The following is a 15,577-nucleotide window of genomic DNA, read 5'->3' as shown; positions in this document are numbered from 1 at the left end:
GTTGTCAGTTCGTCACGGCGCGCGGCGGCCTCGGGGTATACTGGTCGTCGATTCGAGAAGGCGCGGCGAAAGGGAGGAAGGCCATGGGCGCGACGTTGGTGGTGGGGGACACCCATTTGAAGCACGAGCTGATCCTGCCGCGGGTGGACGGGGCGCGCGAGCGGGCCTGCGCGGAGCGCGTCGTGTTCCTGGGCGACTACTGCGACGAGTGGGGGTCGACCGGCCGGCAGCTGCTCGCGGCACTCGAGCTGTTCGCCGGCTGGGTGGAGAACGCGCGCGCGGCGGGCGTGCGGGTGGACCTGCTGCTGGGCAACCACGACTTCCAGTATCTGATGGGCGAGGAGGGGCCGGGCACGCACGTGCCGCTCATGGAAGAGGTCGCGGCACGGCTTCGGGACCTGGGCGCGACGATAGCCGAGACCGTGGACGGCTTCCTGCTGACGCATGCGGGACTCACGGCGGACTGGGCGTGCCGGCACCTCGACGCGCCGGGCGATGCGGAGGAGGCGAAGGCGCAGTTGAACGCGCTCTTCGAGCGAGGCGCGCGGCGCGATCTGCGCGCGCTCTCGTCGTGCGGCAGGGGCCGGGGCGGCTGGGACGTGCCCGGGCCTCTGTGGGCCGACCGCTCGGAGCTATGGGAGGACGCGTATCCCGGCATCGACCAGATCGTCGGCCACACCCCGGTGCCCGCCTGCGAGCGGATGCCCCCCGCGCCCGCCTGGGCGCGCACCGGCGGCGAGGAGCTGTGGCTGTGCGACACGTTCTCGCTCACGAGCCGCATGCGCCCCATCGGCGACGGCGGCATGCTGCTCGTGGAGGACGGCTGCGTGGAGGTCGTGGCGGGCGAGGACGACCCCGCGTTTGAGCCCTGGGACGAGGCCGTGGCCGCGGCCGGCATCCGATAGCTCTCGGAGCGCGCGGCACCGGATCCGAGCCGGTGCCGCGCGGCGTACTACCCCTCGTGGACGATGCGCCCGTCGGAGATCGTGTAGCGGATCGTGCTGTCGGAGATCTCCTTCGGATCGCATTCGAGGATGTTCCGGTCGAGCACGACGAGGTCGGCCTTCTTCCCCTCCTCAAGGGTTCCCACCTGGTCTTCCATGTAGTTTTCGAAGGCCACGTTCTTCGTGTAGGCCTCCAAGGCCTGGTAGGCGGTGATGCCCTGCTCGGGCCACCGGTGCATGTCGGCGTCCTCCTCGCCGGGGTAGGGGCTGTTGCGCGTGACGGCCACCTCGATCTCCTCGAGGGGAGCGTAGCCGGTAACCGGGCCGTCGCTCGCGCCGCTTACGAAGCAGCCGGCTTCGAGCATATTCTTGACCGGGTACATCGCCATGGCGCGCTCCTCGCCGATGTAGGCGATCTCGAGCTCGCACAGCGGGTCGCGGTACATCCAGAGGAACTGCATCGCGCAGATCACGTCGAGGTCGGCGATCCTCTTCACATCCTCGTCGGTCACGGCGCACACATGCGTGATGGTGTTGCGCCGGTCGTCACGCGCGCCGTTCTCCTTCGCCGCGCGCTCGTAGGCGTCCAGCGTATTGTGCACGGCACCGTCGCCGATGGCGTGGACGTGCACCTGCACGCCCGCCTTGTCGAGCGCCACCACCATGTCGGAGAATTCCTGCTGGTCCCAGATGGATTCGCCGTACCAGTCAGAGCCCTTGCCGGCGGCCTCGGTGTAGGGCTCGAGCATGACGGCGCTGCCTCCTTCGGTGACGCCGTCCGAGAATATCTTCGCCGTGCCGGTGGATATCATCTCGCTGTCGAATCGAGCCAGGTCGCGAACAGCCTTCACCGCGTCAGCGACGCTGGTGCCGGGTTCGACGACGGGCAGGATGCGCATGCGCAGGTTCAGCTTGCCGTCGGCCTCGAGCTCGGAGAAGAAGCGCGGCTCTACGTCGGGGAGGTTCGTGATGCCGGTCAGCCCGTAGCGCGCCGCGTCCTCCTGATACTTGGCGATGGCGGTGTGGTACTCCTCGTCGGTGTGCTCAACCGTGATGAGGTCGGCCACCATCGTCGCGGCGGCGTCGATGAGGTAGCCCGTGGGCTCGCCGTCGGCACCTTTGGTGATGATGCCGCCCAACGGGTCGGGGGTTTCGGCAGTGATGCCCGCCAGCTCGAGCGCCTTGGAGTTCACCCAGGCCGAATGATACGAGACGTCACGCAGCAGGATGGGCTTGTCGGGGCATATCTCGTCGAGGAGCGCCTTGTTCGGCCCGGGGTTGCTGCCGTCTTCCAGCTCGAAGGCGTTGATCATGAAGGGGTTGCCGATGTAGGCGTCCTTCTCGGGGTGCGCTTCGACGAAATCGGCGATGATCTTTCGGTACTCCTCGACGGTGGTCGCGTGGCCCAGGTAGATCTCGTACAGCTCGCTCATCCAGTCGCCCGGCGCGTGGATGTGCCCGTCCATGAAGCCGGGGGCCACCATGCCCCCTTCGAGGTCGATCACGGTGGTGCCGTCGCCGATGAACGCCTCCAGGCCGGCCTCGTCGCCCACGTAGACGATGCGGTTCCCCTCCACGGCCATCGCTTCGGCCACGTCGTCCTCCGCCACCATGGTCTGCACGGTGCCGCCCTTGAACGCGAGTGTGGCCTTGCCTTGGCGAGGAGCGCCGTCCGCTACCGTCGACTGGGCGTTTTCGCTGCCGCAGCCGGACAGCAGCGGCAGGATGCACAGCGTCGCCGCCCCCGTCGCCCCCAGTTCGATGAACTTCCTGCGCGACAGCGCGCCCGTTGCCTTCTCCGTCCCCATATCCTGCTCCCTTCTCGTGCGGCGCGATCGCTTCGATCGCTTCGTCCCGCTTTTCGGTGCAAGGTATACCTCCGGGCTTCCTGCGCCGGGAAGGCCTAATAATGTTTACCGTGCCCAAGCGGCCTCTCTATCCGAAATAATCTTTTTTCATACTTGCGGGAAACGGGTGGAAACGTACTATGAACGATTGTTGCGAGAATGCCCTGGCGTTTAAAGGAACCAGCGAGGAGGCCGCGTGACGTATTCGGTCTTTTTCTACAACATGCTCCTCATCGTGGCGTACGTCGTTTTAGCCGTTGTGTTCTTCTGGCTATACCGCTCCCGTTCGAGCCGTTTGGCGTGGTGGCTGATGGTGCTGTTCGCCTGCTCGTTCATCGACAACGTGGTCTTCTTCATGAAGGAGGTCTTCACCGCGCTTGGCCGTCCCGACACGGGCCTTGCGTCGTTCTGCCTCATGGAGGAGGCGTTCTCCATGGCGTGCTTTCCGTTCGTGATCCTTGTGGCCGCAGGGCATTATTACAACGACATGCCTTCGAAAGGCTCGCTGATCGCCTTCGGGGCCGCCTGCCTTGCCGTGGCGAGCCTGGGAATGCTCCCTTTCGTTCCGTATGCCGTCTTCGATGCGGTGATCTGGGCGCTCTATGCCGGCGTGTTCCTCCGCATGGTTCCCTGGGCGAGCGGCATGGGGCTGAAGGCGCTGTGCGTCTTGCTGGCTGCCCTCTATGCGTTCGACGCTGCTTATCGCGTGTTCGGCTTGGATATCGACTTGCTCTGGGGGAAGCGCGACCTCGTAATAGAGGCCTGTTGGGCCGTGTACCTGGTGTGCGGCGTCTTCGTGGCCGCGTCGCTGCTGCACACGGTGGAGAAGCCCTACCTGCCGAACGCCGACGTCACCTTCCAGCGCTTTCTTGACGCGTTCGGATTGAGCGGCCGGGAGGGGGAGATCGTCAAGCTGCTCATGGATGGCGAATCGAACCAGGACATCTGCAACAAGCTGTTCATCGCCCCCGGCACCGTGAAGGCGCACAACCACAGCATCTACAAGAAGCTCGGCATCAAGAGCCGCTCCCAGGTGGTTCTCAAGTACACCGAGTTCTTGGAGCGATGCGCGCAGGACGCCCGCTTGTTCTGCTGACGTGGACGCTCGGTTGCGGCTGGCTTGCACGATATTTGCGTCTGTGCGAGGTGTTAGCCGAGGCTTCACGTATCGCCAAAATGCGTGCGATGCGAAAGCGCAGGTGGGGTGCTTGCTGTTCCGCACGCAGAAAGTTAACTTGAGGAAACAGCTCGCACAGGCGCAAATTCCGTGCAGCGCCGGTTCGCGTGCATTCCGCTGCCGGCCTGTGGTTTCTCCTTCACGAGGGAGCGACGATCCTGGGGCGCGCGGGCGGGGCGCGGTATACTGCTGGGCGGCCGCCTCACGCGGCTTTTCGTGCTGCTCGGATACGGATAGGATGCCGCCATGCTCATCGACTCGCTCACCTTCACGCTGGAGAAGTCCGGGTGCCTCGACGCGTTCTGGGGCAGGCTGGACGAAGGCGAGGACGGCGCGCTCGGCGTGGCGAACTCCGCGCGGCCGTTCCTGGTGGCGGCGCGGTTCGCGCACCGGCCGCAGGCCACGCTCGTGGTGGTGGCGGGGGAGGACGCCGCCGTCGCGTTCGCGCGCAGCTTGGCGGCCTATCTCGGCGAGGAGCGCGTCATGCGCTTTCCTGAGCGCTCCGACTATCCCTTCGTGCCCAAGCCGAGCGACCCGGCGCAGGTGGCGCGGCGCATGGAGGCCGTGCACGCGCTCGCGACCGGCCGCGAGGCCGTGGTGGTGGCGAGCGCCCGCTCGCTCGTGCGCGCGCTGCCGCCGGCGGGCTCGGACGTGTTCCTGCCGCTCTCGCTCGACGCGGGCCGCGAGCTCGCCGACACGCCCGGCGCGCAGAGGGCGAGCGTCACCGAGTTCGGCGACCTCGCGCACGCCCTCGAGGAGCGCGGCTACGCGAACACCGGCGAGCTGGACGGCCCGGGTACCTTCGCCGTGCGCGGCGGCACGGTGGACGTGTTCCCCGGCAACCTCGTGTACCCTGTGCGCCTGGACTTCTTCGGCGACGAGCTGGACGAGATCCGCCGCATCGTGCCCACGACGGGGCAGACCATCGCCTCGCTCGACCGCGTGGACATCTACCCGGTGGTGGAGTTCTCGTGCTCGAAGTCGGGCCTGGCCCGGGCGCGCAAGAAGCTCGAGCGGCCCGCCGAGACCAACCCCGTCCTGCGCGACATCCTTGAGAAGCTCGACGGCGGCCTGCGCTTCGACGGCTCGGACGTGCTTCTGCCCTACCTGTACAGCAAGACCGCGACGCTCGGCGACTACGTGCGCCCCGGCGCCCTCACGGCGCTCATCGAGCCGCGCTCGCTCTTCGACGACATGGCGCACGCCTACGACGACGTGCGCGGGCGGGCGGCGGGCTCGAGCATCCCGCCGCAGGGCCTGTACGTGGAGCCCTCGAATGTGAGCTTCGGCGAGGGGCAGCGCGCCACCTATGTGTCCATCATGCGCGTGGGCGGGCACGTCGACGACGAGCTGCCCGTGAAGCGCGTGGAGGTGGCGGGGCATCCCGACAAGCTGTTCGGCCGCCTTCGCACGCTCGTCGACGGCGACTACACGGTGGTGTTCAGCGCGCCGAACTTCCGCGCCCGCCAGGACATGAAGCTGGCCTTCGTCGACAACGGCCTGCCCATCCAGGAGACGCTGGACGAAAATGGCATAAAAGGGGACAGTCCCCTTTTATGCCATTCCGGCAAGGACAAGCGCCGGCTGCGCCGCGGGGTGGTGAACGTCGTTGACGTGGACATCCCGCTCGGCATGATCATCCCGAAGGCGAAGCTCGCGCTGGTGAGCGTGTCGGACACGCAGGGGGCGTCGTCCTCGTCCTCGCGGCCCACCAGGCGCGTCGACATCACCGAGATCACCTTCCCCTACCAGCCGGGCGACTACGTGGTGCACGCGGCGCACGGCGTGGCGTACTTCAAGGAGCTCGTGCGCCGCGACGTGGACGGCACGGCGCGCGACTACCTGCTGCTGGAGTACTCCGAGGGCGACAAGCTCTACGTGCCGGTGGAGCAGCTCGACCGCGTGACGCGCTACGTGGGCCCGGAGGGGGCGTCGCCCCGGCTCACGCGCCTCAACACCGCCGACTGGTCGCGCGCGCTCGCGAAGGCGCGCAAGGCCACGAAGAAGCTCGCGTTCGACCTGGTGGACGTGTACGCGCGCCGCGCCTCGACACAGGGCTACCGCTTCGGGCCCGACACGCCGGCCCAGCGCGAGATGGAGGAGGCGTTTCCCTACCAGGAGACGCCCGATCAGCTGGCCGCCATCGCCGACGTGAAGGCCGACATGCAGTCCGCCAAGCCGATGGACCGCCTCGTCTGCGGCGACGTGGGCTTCGGCAAGACCGAGGTGGCCCTGCGCGCTGCGTTCAAGGCCACGCAGGATATGAAGCAGGTGATGGTGCTCTGCCCCACCACCATCCTCGCGCAGCAGCACTTCACCAACTTCAAGGAGCGCTGCGAGCCCTTCGGCGTGAGGGTGGAGGTGCTCTCGCGCTTCCGCACGCCCGCGCAGCAGGCGGCCGCGCTGAAAGGCTTCCAGGAGGGCGACGTGGACGTGCTCGTGGGCACGCACCGCCTGCTCTCGCGCGACGTAAATCCGCACGATCTGGGGCTCGTGATCATCGACGAGGAGCAGCGCTTCGGTGTGGGCCACAAGGAGCAGCTGAAGAACCTGCGCGAGTCCATCGACGTGCTGACGCTCTCGGCCACGCCCATCCCGCGCACCATGCAGATGAGCCTGTCGGGCGTACGCGACATGAGCCTCATCCTCACGCCGCCCGACGATAGGCGCGCGGTGGAGGTGCACGTGGGGGAGTGGGACCCCGACCTGGTGAGCGCGGCTATCCGGCGCGAGCTCGCGCGCGGCGGGCAGGTGTACTACGTGTCCAACCGCGTGCGCTCGATGGAGGAGGCCGTGCGCCGCGTGACGGCCGCCGCCGGCGAGGCGCGCGTGGGCGTGGCGCACGGGCAGATGTCGAAGGAGCAGCTCGAGCGCGTGATGGAGGACTTCAGCGCCGGCGAGCTGGACGTGCTGGTGGCCACCACCATCATCGAGAGCGGCATCGACAACCCGCACACCAACACGCTCATCATCGAGGACTCGCAGCGCTACGGCCTGGCGCAGATGTACCAGCTGAAGGGCCGCGTGGGCCGTTCGTCCACGCAGGCGTACGCGTACTTCATGTTCCCCGAGCACATGGAGCTCACCGAAGAGGCCGCCGCGCGCCTGACCGCGCTGAACGAGCACACCGACCTCGGCAGCGGCATGCGCATCGCCATGCGCGATTTGGAGATCCGCGGCGCGGGCAGCCTTCTGGGCGCGGAGCAGTCGGGCAACATGAGCGCGGTGGGCTTCGACCTGTTCGCGCAGATGCTGTCGCAGGCCGTGAACGCCACGCGCGAGGGCGACCTCAAGGCGATGGACCAGCTGCCGCCCGCGCTCTCCGACATCACGGTGAACGTGCCGGGTCACACGTACCTTCCCGAGGAGTACGTGCCCGACGCCGACGAGCGGGTGCTCTGGTACCGCAAGATCGCGAGCGCCGCCACCGAGCAGGCCGTGGAGGACGTGGCGGCCGACCTGGCCGACAAGCGCCCCGACATGCCGCAGGCAGCGAAGAACCTGCTCGAGAAGGCGCGCATCAAGGCCTACGCGAACGAGCACCATATCAAGACCGTGTCGGTGACGGGCGGCAAGCTAGTGGTGGAGCCCATCGACGTGCCGCGCGAGAAGATGACGGCCCTGCGCCGCTCGGGCGGCCGCTACCTGGCCGACAAACGCAAGCTCACCCTGCCGCTGCGCCACTTCAAGCTCGACGAAGGCGACAACCTGTTGGCCCCCGTCGCCGAGTTCCTGAAGGAGCTGGAGAAATGAGCGCTCCCGGCGCGGGGGTCGTGGCGGGCGCGGCGTTCTTCCGGCAGCGGTTCTGGCCTCGTGGGGGCGGGGCTGTGGGGCTACTCGGGCGCGTGCGCGCAGTTTCTGCTGGCGGGCTACGACATCACGCCCTCGTTCATCACGGCGGCGCGCATGCTGGGGGCGGGACTCCTGTTCCTGCTCGTGCTGGCCGTCGGAAGGCGGCCGCAGCTCATGTCCATGCTGCGCGACGGGCGCACGGTTGGCCGCCTCGTCGTGTTCGGCGCGGGCGGCCTCTATCTCTGCCAGATCACGTACGCCGTGGTCATCGGGTACACCAACGCGGGAACGGCCACGGTGCTGCAATGCACGGGCATCGCGTTCGTCATGCTGTTCACGTGCCTGATCCTGCGGCGGTTGCCGCGCGTGCGTGAGCTGGTGGGGCTCGCGGCTGCCATGTTCGCCACCTGGCTCATCGCCACGCAGGGCGACCCGTCCGCGCTCGCGCTGCCGCTGCCGGGGCTTATCTGGGGCATCGCGAACGGCCTGTCGGTGGCGTTCTACATCATGTACCCGAAGCGCCTGTTCGCCGAGTGGGGCAGCTTCGCCGTGACAGGCCTGGGGATGCTCGTGGGCGGCATTGCGGCGTGCGTCGTGTGGGCGACTGGCGTGCTGGACGGCCGGCCCGCCGCGCTGCCCGCGCTCGACGCGGCCGGGTGGCTCGTGCTGGGCGTGATCGCCGTGGTGGGCACGTTCGCCGCGTTCGCGCTGTACCTGCACGGCGTGTCGGTGGTGGGCTCGGTGAAGGGGAGCCTGCTCGGCGCCATCGAGCCGGTGAGCGCCACCGCGTTCTCGGCGCTGTGGCTGGGCACGGCGTTCACCGGGGCCGACTGGGTGGGCTTCTTTCTGATGATAACCATGATCTTCCTGGTCACCGGCGAGAAGCCGCCGCATGAGGCAGAATCGGGGAAGAGCATGCCGGACGGTGCGGAAGGGGAGGTCCTCCATGAATAAGGAGCGCAAGCGCTACATCGAGTCGTGCGAGGTGTCGCGACTCGTCCGCTACGAGCTGGGCGGCGTGGGCATTCTGTTCACGCCTCTTGCCGCCTTCCTGGGCGCGAGCGCGTCGGCATCGGAGGCGGCCCGATGATGCGGGAAGAGGACGCGGCCGCGCTACTTGAAGCGCTCGCCGAGCGCGGCGTCGACGTGCGGCTCGACGGCGGCTGGGGCGTTGACGCGCTTCTGGGCGAGCAGACGCGCGCGCACAACGACCTCGACCTGTTCGTGGAGCGCTTCGACGAGGACGCGACCGTCGCCCTGCTGCGAGAGTGCGGGTACGTGCCGGTGGAGCGCACGTTCACCACCGAGGCGCACACGGCCTGGGCTGACGGTGAGGGCCGCGAAGTCGACCTGCACGTGTTCGAGCGGGCGGCCGACGGGTCGCTCCTGTTCGAGGGCGAGGCCTATCCGGCAAGCGTCTTCGACGGCGAGGGCCGAATCGCAGGGCGCGCCGTGCGCTGCATCCCGCCGGCCGAGCAGGTGGCCTTCCACTGCGGCTACGACCACGACGAGGACGACGTCCACGATGTGCGTCTGCTCTGCGAACACTTCGGCATCCCCGTTCCCGCCGAGTACGCCCGCGAGATAGCGGGCTAGAGGCGGCACTCCCGGCCGTCCTCGGGAATCTCAACGCGTGCGGTGCGCCCTTCGGGCGGCGCTTCTGCGCGCGGAGCGCACCAGGTCGTCGGCGAACTCCGCCACCTCGTCCACCGGCTCGGCCATGCCGCCGGCTATCCATTGGGCCAGGATGCTGCTGCACCCCTGCGCGACGAAGTAGTAAAGCCACCGCTGCTCGTGCGGGGGAAGGCCCGCGAGCGCCTCGTCGCCGAGCGGCGGGATGCTCTGCGCGTAGAGTGCGTCCAGGATGCGGCTGGGGAAGTGCGGGTCGCCGTGCTCGGAGAACAGCGTGCGGTACGCCTCGCCGTTCGCCTCGATGCCTGCGAGGATCTGCGTGAACGCGTCCTTGAAGCCCGCGTCCGCCGACGCGCGCACGCTGCCGCGCAGCTCGTCAAGGCACTCCTCCTCCAGCTTGTCTAGCAGGTCGAACGGGTCGTCGTAGTATTTGTAGAACGTGGCGCGGCTGACCTCGGACAGCTCGCACAGCTCTTTCACGGTCACCTTGCCAAGCGGCTTGTCCGCAAGCAGCCTGATGAAACTCCGCTTGATGACCATGCGCGTGTAGCGGGTGCGCGCGTCGGTTCCCATGCCGGTTCCTTCCTCATCAATTCCCGTGGGCGGTCAGATAATGAACAGCGGACGCGATCCTGTTCACTATGTTTCACTGTGCCGGGCATTGCCCATTGAATCTAGCGCATGCCGCCCGCACAATACAGAAAGAAAGAAACTTTACATATGCTCAATAAGTTTCTTCATGACTTGTTGGCAAGGAAAAGGAGAGCGCTATGGGTTTCGTGGCGATGCAGGTAGGGCAGCTGGGCATGGTGGCGGCCATCATGGGGTGCGCCGTCGTGGGGACGGTGGGTATCTTGAAGCTGATCAAGCGCTTCATGGGTGGTGCCGGATTCCCGGCCGACCCCGTGGCCGAGCGGCTGCGCAACGCGGGTGAGCACGACGCGCGGAAAGACGACAGCCATGCGGCATGAAGCGGTGAAAGGCGGGCTCTGCAAGGAGATCGCGAAACGGTCCATCCAAGTGCTGCGCTCGCGCGCGTTTCAAGCTTCCAGCACGTCGCCGGTTTCCAGATAGTGGTCGATCTCGGCCACCATGTTGTCGGGCGACTCGATGTGGTACAGGTAGTAGTTCTGCAGGATGAGCTCGAACACGCCGTGGCGTGCGAAAAGCTCGGCGACTTCCGCTCCGGTGAGGCCTTTGCGGTTGCGATAGTATTCGATGGCGAAGACGAGGTATTTCGTTTCCTTGCTCATGACTGCTCCTCGGGGACGTCGAACGTGCCGGTGGAACGCTCCTCGACGTACAGTGTCGCCAGCGTCTGGGGGCTTAGGTGCCACATGGCCGTTTGCGGGTCGCTGAGCAGCCCATAAAGCTTCGAGCGATAGAACTCCTCGATGCCCTCAGGTCCGTCGATGCCGGCAGCTTCGAGAACGGCGGGCACGATGGAGATGCCGAGCAAGGTGGAAAGCCTGTCGTTCGATAAGTCCGTCATAGCGATCCTCCCACTGTGTATGAGTCCATGAAGGCAAGGTACGCCAAGGAAGCCTCATTGCAGAACAGAAGCTGGTTGAAGAGCCTCTTGACCTTGAATCGTTTGATCGTCGTTTCCTCGTCGATCTGACCCGACTCGTACAGGGCGACCGTCTCGAACACGTCATCGTTGGCAACGGGGCCGATGATGACGTCGGCTTTGCAGGCATCGCTTCGTCCTGATCGACGATTATGGACAACGAAATCGAGCCATTCGACGTTCGGCTCGGCAAATTCCAGGACGGCGCATTGAAGGCGCGCATTCTCTTCGTCCCATTCGTACACGTTGACCGTCGGCTCTCCCTTGCGACCCCTGCGGGCGAACGATTTGAGAGCGAAGTCCCTTGCTTGATCCTCGTTGAGCGTTGTGTAAAAACCCGTGCCGAAGTCAAGCGTCTTGAAGGGGTTCATGATAACAGGCTTCTTGATGACCATTGTTGAAGCGTGGTACAGCTTCATACACGTTCCTTCCGTCGGCTCGGAAGCTCATTTTAGCACGCCTCTGTGCAACGCAGCCCGCTACTGCTTCCTCAGCTCTTGGCGGTAGATGAGGTAGGAACCCAACAGGGCGGCGCCGAGCCACGCCAGGCACACGAGCAGGATCGCGGGCGTCACGAACTGCACGGGTAGCACGAGGCCGAGCACGATCATGGCGACGCCGGTGACCATGCCGCCGTACGCGCCGAAGCGCTGCGAGCGACGCCACGTTTCCGGGCTGGCCTCGCTCCACGGCGTGCGCAGGCCGAAGAAGGGGTTGCGGATCACCTTCGGCATGAAGTTGGACGCCGCGGCGAACAGCACGCCCGCGATGACGGCGGCCCAGCGGCTCGCGCCCAGGTGGGGCTCGGGGAAAGGAGCGCCGTCGTAGAGAAGCGCCTTCGTGAGGAAGAACAGGATCCATCCTAGCACGAACACCTCGAACGCGACGGCGCCCCACGCGTAAAGCCGCTCCTTGCCGATCGGCGCGTTCCTCGAGCCCATCACGCCGAACGCGCCGCAGAGCGGGAAGAGGAGCGCCACCAGAAACTCGTACTTGCTGCCCAGGCGGTCGGGCTGGTTCGCCCCGTTGAAGTGCACCGGCACCTGCTCGGGCATGAGGAAGATGAACGCGGAGGCCACGATGACGTTAAGCGCCATGAGGATGTATATCGCCGCGTAGAGCCTCTTCATCGCTTGCCTCCTTCAGGTTCATCATCCACAGCAGGGTCTCTTCCAACACCGACGCCTTCAGCTCGTAGAACACGAACTTGCCCTCGCGGTAGTCGCGCACGAGGCCGGCGTCTTTGAGCACCGACAGGTGCCGTGACACGGCGGGGGCGGAGATGTCGAACAGCTCGGCGATCTGCCCGGCCGGCATCCGCCCGCGCTTCAGGTGCTCGAGGATCTCCCGTCGCACCGGGTCGGACAGCGCCTTCAAGGTTTCCTGCATGCCCAACGGACGCCTCCCTTCCATTAGTTAACAATTAAGTTAAATGTTAACCGATAGAGACGAAAAGTCAAGGGGAGGGGAGATGTCCCAAATGGGGACTGTCCCCATTTGGGACAAAGGGAGGGAAAATGGCATAAAAGGGGACTGTCCCCTTCTATGCCATTATGAGCTCGCGGACGAAGTCGTCGGCGGGGTTGTCGCGCACGTCTTCGGGGGTGCCCAGCTGGGCGATGCGGCCTTCCTCCATCACGAGCACGCGGTCGCCGAGCTTCAGGGCTTCGCGGATGTCGTGGGTGACCAGCAGGATGGTGAGGCCCAGGCGTTTCTGCAGCGCCAGCAGCTCGTCTTGGAGGCTGCGGCGCGTGATCTCGTCCACGGCGCCGAAGGGCTCGTCCATGAGCATGATGCGCGGCTCGGCGGCGAGCGCACGGGCGATGCCCACGCGCTGCTTCTGCCCGCCGGAGAGCTCGCTCGGGTAGCGCTTGGCCAGCTCGGGCGGCAGGCCCACCGTTTTCAGCAGGCGCGCCACCTCGTCGCGTTCGCGCTCCTTGCTCCAGGCGCGCGTGAGGCGCGGCACGTAGGCCACGTTGCGCCCGACGGTCATGTTGGGGAAGAGCCCGATGCTCTGGATGACGTAGCCGATGGAGCGCCGCAGCTCCACCCGGTCGCCGAACGCGACGTGCTGGCCGTTCACTAGCACGCGGCCCTCGTCGGGGTACTCGAGCGCGTTCACCATCTTGAGCAGGGTGGTCTTGCCGCAGCCCGAGCGCCCCACGATGGTGAGGAACTCGCCCCGGCGCACGGCAAGCGAGATGCCGTGCAGCACCGGAGTGTCTCCGAACGCCTTCGTCACGCCGTCGAACTCGATGATGGCGTCGGCCTCGGGGGCGTCGGAGGCGGGGGCGGTCGCGGTAGCGGTGTCAACGCATTCGGTCACTTGAGCGCGCCCTTCGACATGAGGAAGTCGCGCGCCACCGTGGCCTCGTCCTGGCCCTCCACCTCAACCTTGTAGTTGAGCTGGGCCATCTCCGCGTCGCTGAGGATGCCGTCCATCTTCATGAGCGCGTCCTCCAGCCCGGGGTGGCTCTCCAGCGCGTCCTGGCGCACCACGGTGGAGCAGAAGTAGTTCACCTGCAGGTGCTTGTCGTCCGCGAGCGTGGTCACGCCGCCGGCCGCCAGCTGGGCGTCGGTGGTGAACGCGTTCGTCACGTCGATGTCCCCGTTGCGCAGCGCCTGGTACTTGAGCCCGATGTCGATGTCCATGACCTGCTTGAAGTTCAGGCCGTAGGTGTCCGTCAGCACGGGGAAGCCGTCCTCGCGCTCGATGTAGTCGGGGTTGCCGCCGAAGATGAGCTCGGGCGCCACTGCGGTCAGGTCGCTCGTGGTCTTCAGGTTGTGCTGCTGTGCCACCTCGTCGCGCACGGCCACGGTGAACGTGTTGTTGAAGCCGTACATGCCCACCCAGGTCATGCCGAACTTCTCCTGGTACTCCGCCTTCAGGCCCTCCAGCATCTCGGCGTCGTCCATGCCCTCGGCCTTATGGTCGAGCACGAGCACCCAGCCGCTCGAGGTGTACTCGGGGTACAGGTCGAAGTCGCCGCGCTCCATGGCGGGCTGGATGTTGTTCGTGCCGCCGCCGATGCCCTTGGTGACGTTGGCTTGGTAGCCTGCGTCTTCCACCAGGGCCTTCAGCATCTCGCCGAGGATGAACTGCTCGGTCATGGGCTTGGTTGCTATCTCGATGGGATCGGCCGACGCGGCGGGCGCGCCATCGCCGGAGCCGTTGCCGTCGTCGCCCGACGAGCAGGCCGCCAGCATCACGAGCGCGCCGGCGAGCAGCGCGGCCGCGGCGAGCCCTGCCACGCGCCAGGCCCACCCGCGCAGTATTCCGCTATCGTTTCTCATGGGTCGTCAGTCTCCTTTTCCGTTTGTAGCGCTTCTCTATCGCGCCCAGCAGCAGGTCGGCCGCGAAGGCCAGCAGGGCAACCAGCAGGCTGCCCGCGAACACCATCTCGGAGTTGCTCAGCGTGATGCCGCGGTAGATTGCCACGCCCAGGCCGCCCGCGCCGATGAACGACGCGATGGCCGCCACCGATATGGTCATGACCACCATCGAGCGCAGCCCCGCCAAGATGACGCTCGTGGCCATGGGCAGCCGCACGTGCACGAGCGTCTGCGTGCGCGTGGAGCCCATGCCGCGCGCGGCCTCGATGACGTCGGGGTCGATCTCGGTCAGGCCCACGTAGGTGTTGCGCACCATGGGCATGAGCGCGTAGATGATGAGCGCGGCCACGGCCGTGGGGTTCCCGATGCCCAGAAACGGCAGCAGAAGCCCCAGCAGCGAGATGGACGGGATGGTGTAGAGCACGTTGCACACGCCGATGACCGGCGCGGCGAAGCGCCGATGCTCGGAGATGAGGATGCCGAGCGCGAGCCCCGCCACGCCCGCCACCGCGATGGCGACGGCCGAGAGCGCGATGTGCGCCCCCAGAAGCTCGGCGAACCAGGCCCAGCGGTCGGTGAACAGCGCGGCGACGTCTTGCAGGAACTCCATTTACGCGTGCAGCCTTTCCACGGCGTCGGCGGGGCACGTGTCGAAGCACGCGCCGCATTGCAGGCAGTGCTCCCATTCTATCACGTAGGGCGAGCCCTCCCGGATGCACTGCTGCGGGCACGTGTCCAAGCACGCCCCGCACCCGGTGCACGCGTCGGTGATGCAAAAGCCGGGGCGCTCCTCGGGTGTTCCGCCGAAGGCGAACGTCTCGCGGCTGATGGGGTGGTGCAGAAGGTCGAACCACTCGCCCGCGCCCTCGTACACGTGGAACGCGTCCAGGATGTAACGCGTGTCGCCGGGGTATACCTCGGCGAGGCCCGGGTTCGCGTCGAAGATGCGGTCGAGCCATTCCTTGCCCACCACGCGGCACTTGCCCAGGAACTTGAGGCTCTGGCACTCCGGGCACATGGCCGACAGCGCCACCTCGCCGGTTTCCACCATCTGCCGGTAGAAGGGCTTGCCTTTGCTGGCCACCAGGTACATGCCGGAATCGTCCGCCAGCATCACGTTCACGATGCGCGTGCGCGGATGCCCCGCCGTATCCACCGTGGCCGCCGAGGCTATCTTCACCGAGCGGAACAGATCGACGTACTTCCTCGCCGTCTCGTCCATGGGGCCTCCCTTCGTCTCGCCCGCCGTTCCTTGTCGAACCAGTATGAAGCACCGTTTCCC

Annotated in this window: 18 protein-coding genes; 7 read left to right on the top strand and 11 right to left on the bottom strand. The window is 66.6% G+C overall.

The window, feature by feature from the left end:
* Positions 1–83: 83 nt before the first annotated feature.
* Positions 84–905 (top strand): metallophosphoesterase, encoded by an 822-nt coding sequence (locus FX134_RS04195; protein ID WP_080798037.1) that lies wholly within the window; start codon positions 84–86, stop codon positions 903–905.
* Positions 906–952: 47 nt separating this feature from the next.
* On the opposite strand, the gene FX134_RS04190 is transcribed toward FX134_RS04195, so the two are convergent.
* On the bottom strand, positions 953–2,752 hold the full coding sequence (locus tag FX134_RS04190) for an amidohydrolase (RefSeq protein ID WP_080798034.1): 1,800 nt from the start codon (positions 2,750–2,752) through the stop codon (positions 953–955).
* A 235-nt stretch (positions 2,753–2,987) separates the two neighbouring features.
* Between FX134_RS04190 and FX134_RS04185 the strand changes: the two genes are divergently transcribed.
* The 5 genes from FX134_RS04185 (at position 2,988) to FX134_RS04170 (ending at position 9,356) form a co-directional block, all read left to right on the top strand.
* The gene (locus tag FX134_RS04185) at positions 2,988–3,887 is read left to right on the top strand and encodes a helix-turn-helix transcriptional regulator (protein WP_080798025.1); all 900 of its coding nucleotides are present in this window, start codon (positions 2,988–2,990) and stop codon (positions 3,885–3,887) included.
* A gap of 327 nt (positions 3,888–4,214) precedes the next feature.
* Positions 4,215–7,721 carry a transcription-repair coupling factor gene (gene mfd, locus FX134_RS04180; RefSeq protein WP_080798022.1) on the top strand — a complete coding sequence of 1,169 codons (3,507 nt, stop codon included), beginning with the start codon at positions 4,215–4,217 and terminating at the stop codon, positions 7,719–7,721.
* A 60-nt stretch (positions 7,722–7,781) separates the two neighbouring features.
* The gene (locus tag FX134_RS04175) at positions 7,782–8,714 is read left to right on the top strand and encodes a DMT family transporter (RefSeq protein ID WP_080798019.1); all 933 of its coding nucleotides are present in this window, start codon (positions 7,782–7,784) and stop codon (positions 8,712–8,714) included.
* Positions 8,707–8,850, top strand: a complete 144-nt coding sequence (locus FX134_RS14540) for a hypothetical protein (protein WP_172623374.1) — start codon at positions 8,707–8,709, stop codon at positions 8,848–8,850. The genes FX134_RS04175 and FX134_RS14540 overlap by 8 nt, the downstream gene beginning before the upstream one ends.
* A complete protein-coding gene (locus FX134_RS04170; protein WP_080798015.1) occupies positions 8,847–9,356 on the top strand; it encodes a nucleotidyltransferase domain-containing protein in 510 nt (169 codons plus the stop codon). Before FX134_RS14540 ends, FX134_RS04170 begins: the two co-directional genes overlap by 4 nt.
* Before the next feature lie 30 nt (positions 9,357–9,386).
* Here the strand turns inward: FX134_RS04170 and FX134_RS04165 are convergent, their stop codons facing one another.
* Positions 9,387–9,965: a TetR/AcrR family transcriptional regulator gene (locus FX134_RS04165; protein ID WP_080798013.1), complete on the bottom strand. Its 579-nt coding sequence runs from the start codon at positions 9,963–9,965 to the stop codon at positions 9,387–9,389.
* Positions 9,966–10,162: 197 nt separating this feature from the next.
* Between FX134_RS04165 and FX134_RS04160 the strand changes: the two genes are divergently transcribed.
* Positions 10,163–10,363 carry a hypothetical protein gene (locus FX134_RS04160; protein ID WP_080798010.1) on the top strand — a complete coding sequence of 67 codons (201 nt, stop codon included), beginning with the start codon at positions 10,163–10,165 and terminating at the stop codon, positions 10,361–10,363.
* A 69-nt stretch (positions 10,364–10,432) separates the two neighbouring features.
* Here FX134_RS04160 and FX134_RS04155 read toward each other — a convergent pair whose 3' ends face one another.
* The 9 genes from FX134_RS04155 to FX134_RS04115 all read right to left on the bottom strand — a co-directional run bounded on the left by FX134_RS04155 (position 10,433) and on the right by FX134_RS04115 (position 15,517).
* A complete protein-coding gene (locus FX134_RS04155) occupies positions 10,433–10,645 on the bottom strand; it encodes a DUF3791 domain-containing protein (RefSeq protein WP_080798007.1) in 213 nt (70 codons plus the stop codon).
* Complete coding sequence (locus FX134_RS04150) at positions 10,642–10,884, bottom strand: hypothetical protein (protein ID WP_080798005.1); 243 nt, start codon at positions 10,882–10,884, stop codon at positions 10,642–10,644. The genes FX134_RS04155 and FX134_RS04150 overlap by 4 nt, the downstream gene beginning before the upstream one ends.
* Entirely contained in the window at positions 10,881–11,381 is a 501-nt protein-coding gene (locus tag FX134_RS04145; RefSeq protein ID WP_080798003.1) for a DUF3990 domain-containing protein, read from the bottom strand. Before FX134_RS04145 ends, FX134_RS04150 begins: the two co-directional genes overlap by 4 nt.
* Positions 11,382–11,441: 60 nt before the next feature.
* Positions 11,442–12,092 carry an SdpI family protein gene (locus tag FX134_RS04140; protein ID WP_080798000.1) on the bottom strand — a complete coding sequence of 217 codons (651 nt, stop codon included), beginning with the start codon at positions 12,090–12,092 and terminating at the stop codon, positions 11,442–11,444.
* On the bottom strand, positions 12,049–12,351 hold the full coding sequence (locus FX134_RS04135) for an autorepressor SdpR family transcription factor (RefSeq protein WP_172623373.1): 303 nt from the start codon (positions 12,349–12,351) through the stop codon (positions 12,049–12,051). The genes FX134_RS04140 and FX134_RS04135 overlap by 44 nt, the downstream gene beginning before the upstream one ends.
* Before the next feature lie 154 nt (positions 12,352–12,505).
* Positions 12,506–13,288, bottom strand: a complete 783-nt coding sequence (locus tag FX134_RS04130; protein WP_232050835.1) for an ABC transporter ATP-binding protein — start codon at positions 13,286–13,288, stop codon at positions 12,506–12,508.
* A complete protein-coding gene (locus tag FX134_RS14760; protein ID WP_080797994.1) occupies positions 13,285–14,256 on the bottom strand; it encodes a glycine betaine ABC transporter substrate-binding protein in 972 nt (323 codons plus the stop codon). The genes FX134_RS04130 and FX134_RS14760 overlap by 4 nt, the downstream gene beginning before the upstream one ends.
* Positions 14,243–14,905: an ABC transporter permease gene (locus FX134_RS14755; protein WP_080797993.1), complete on the bottom strand. Its 663-nt coding sequence runs from the start codon at positions 14,903–14,905 to the stop codon at positions 14,243–14,245. The genes FX134_RS14760 and FX134_RS14755 overlap by 14 nt, the downstream gene beginning before the upstream one ends.
* Positions 14,906–15,517 carry a 4Fe-4S binding protein gene (locus tag FX134_RS04115; protein ID WP_080797990.1) on the bottom strand — a complete coding sequence of 204 codons (612 nt, stop codon included), beginning with the start codon at positions 15,515–15,517 and terminating at the stop codon, positions 14,906–14,908.
* Positions 15,518–15,577: the final 60 nt, after the last annotated feature.

The sequence above is a fragment of the Arabiibacter massiliensis genome (genome assembly GCF_902386925.1).
In the GTDB taxonomy this organism is placed as follows: domain Bacteria; phylum Actinomycetota; class Coriobacteriia; order Coriobacteriales; family Eggerthellaceae; genus Arabiibacter; species Arabiibacter massiliensis.
The sequence above is the reverse complement of the archived record's forward strand: the minus strand, read 5'-3'. Positions and strand labels throughout refer to the sequence as shown.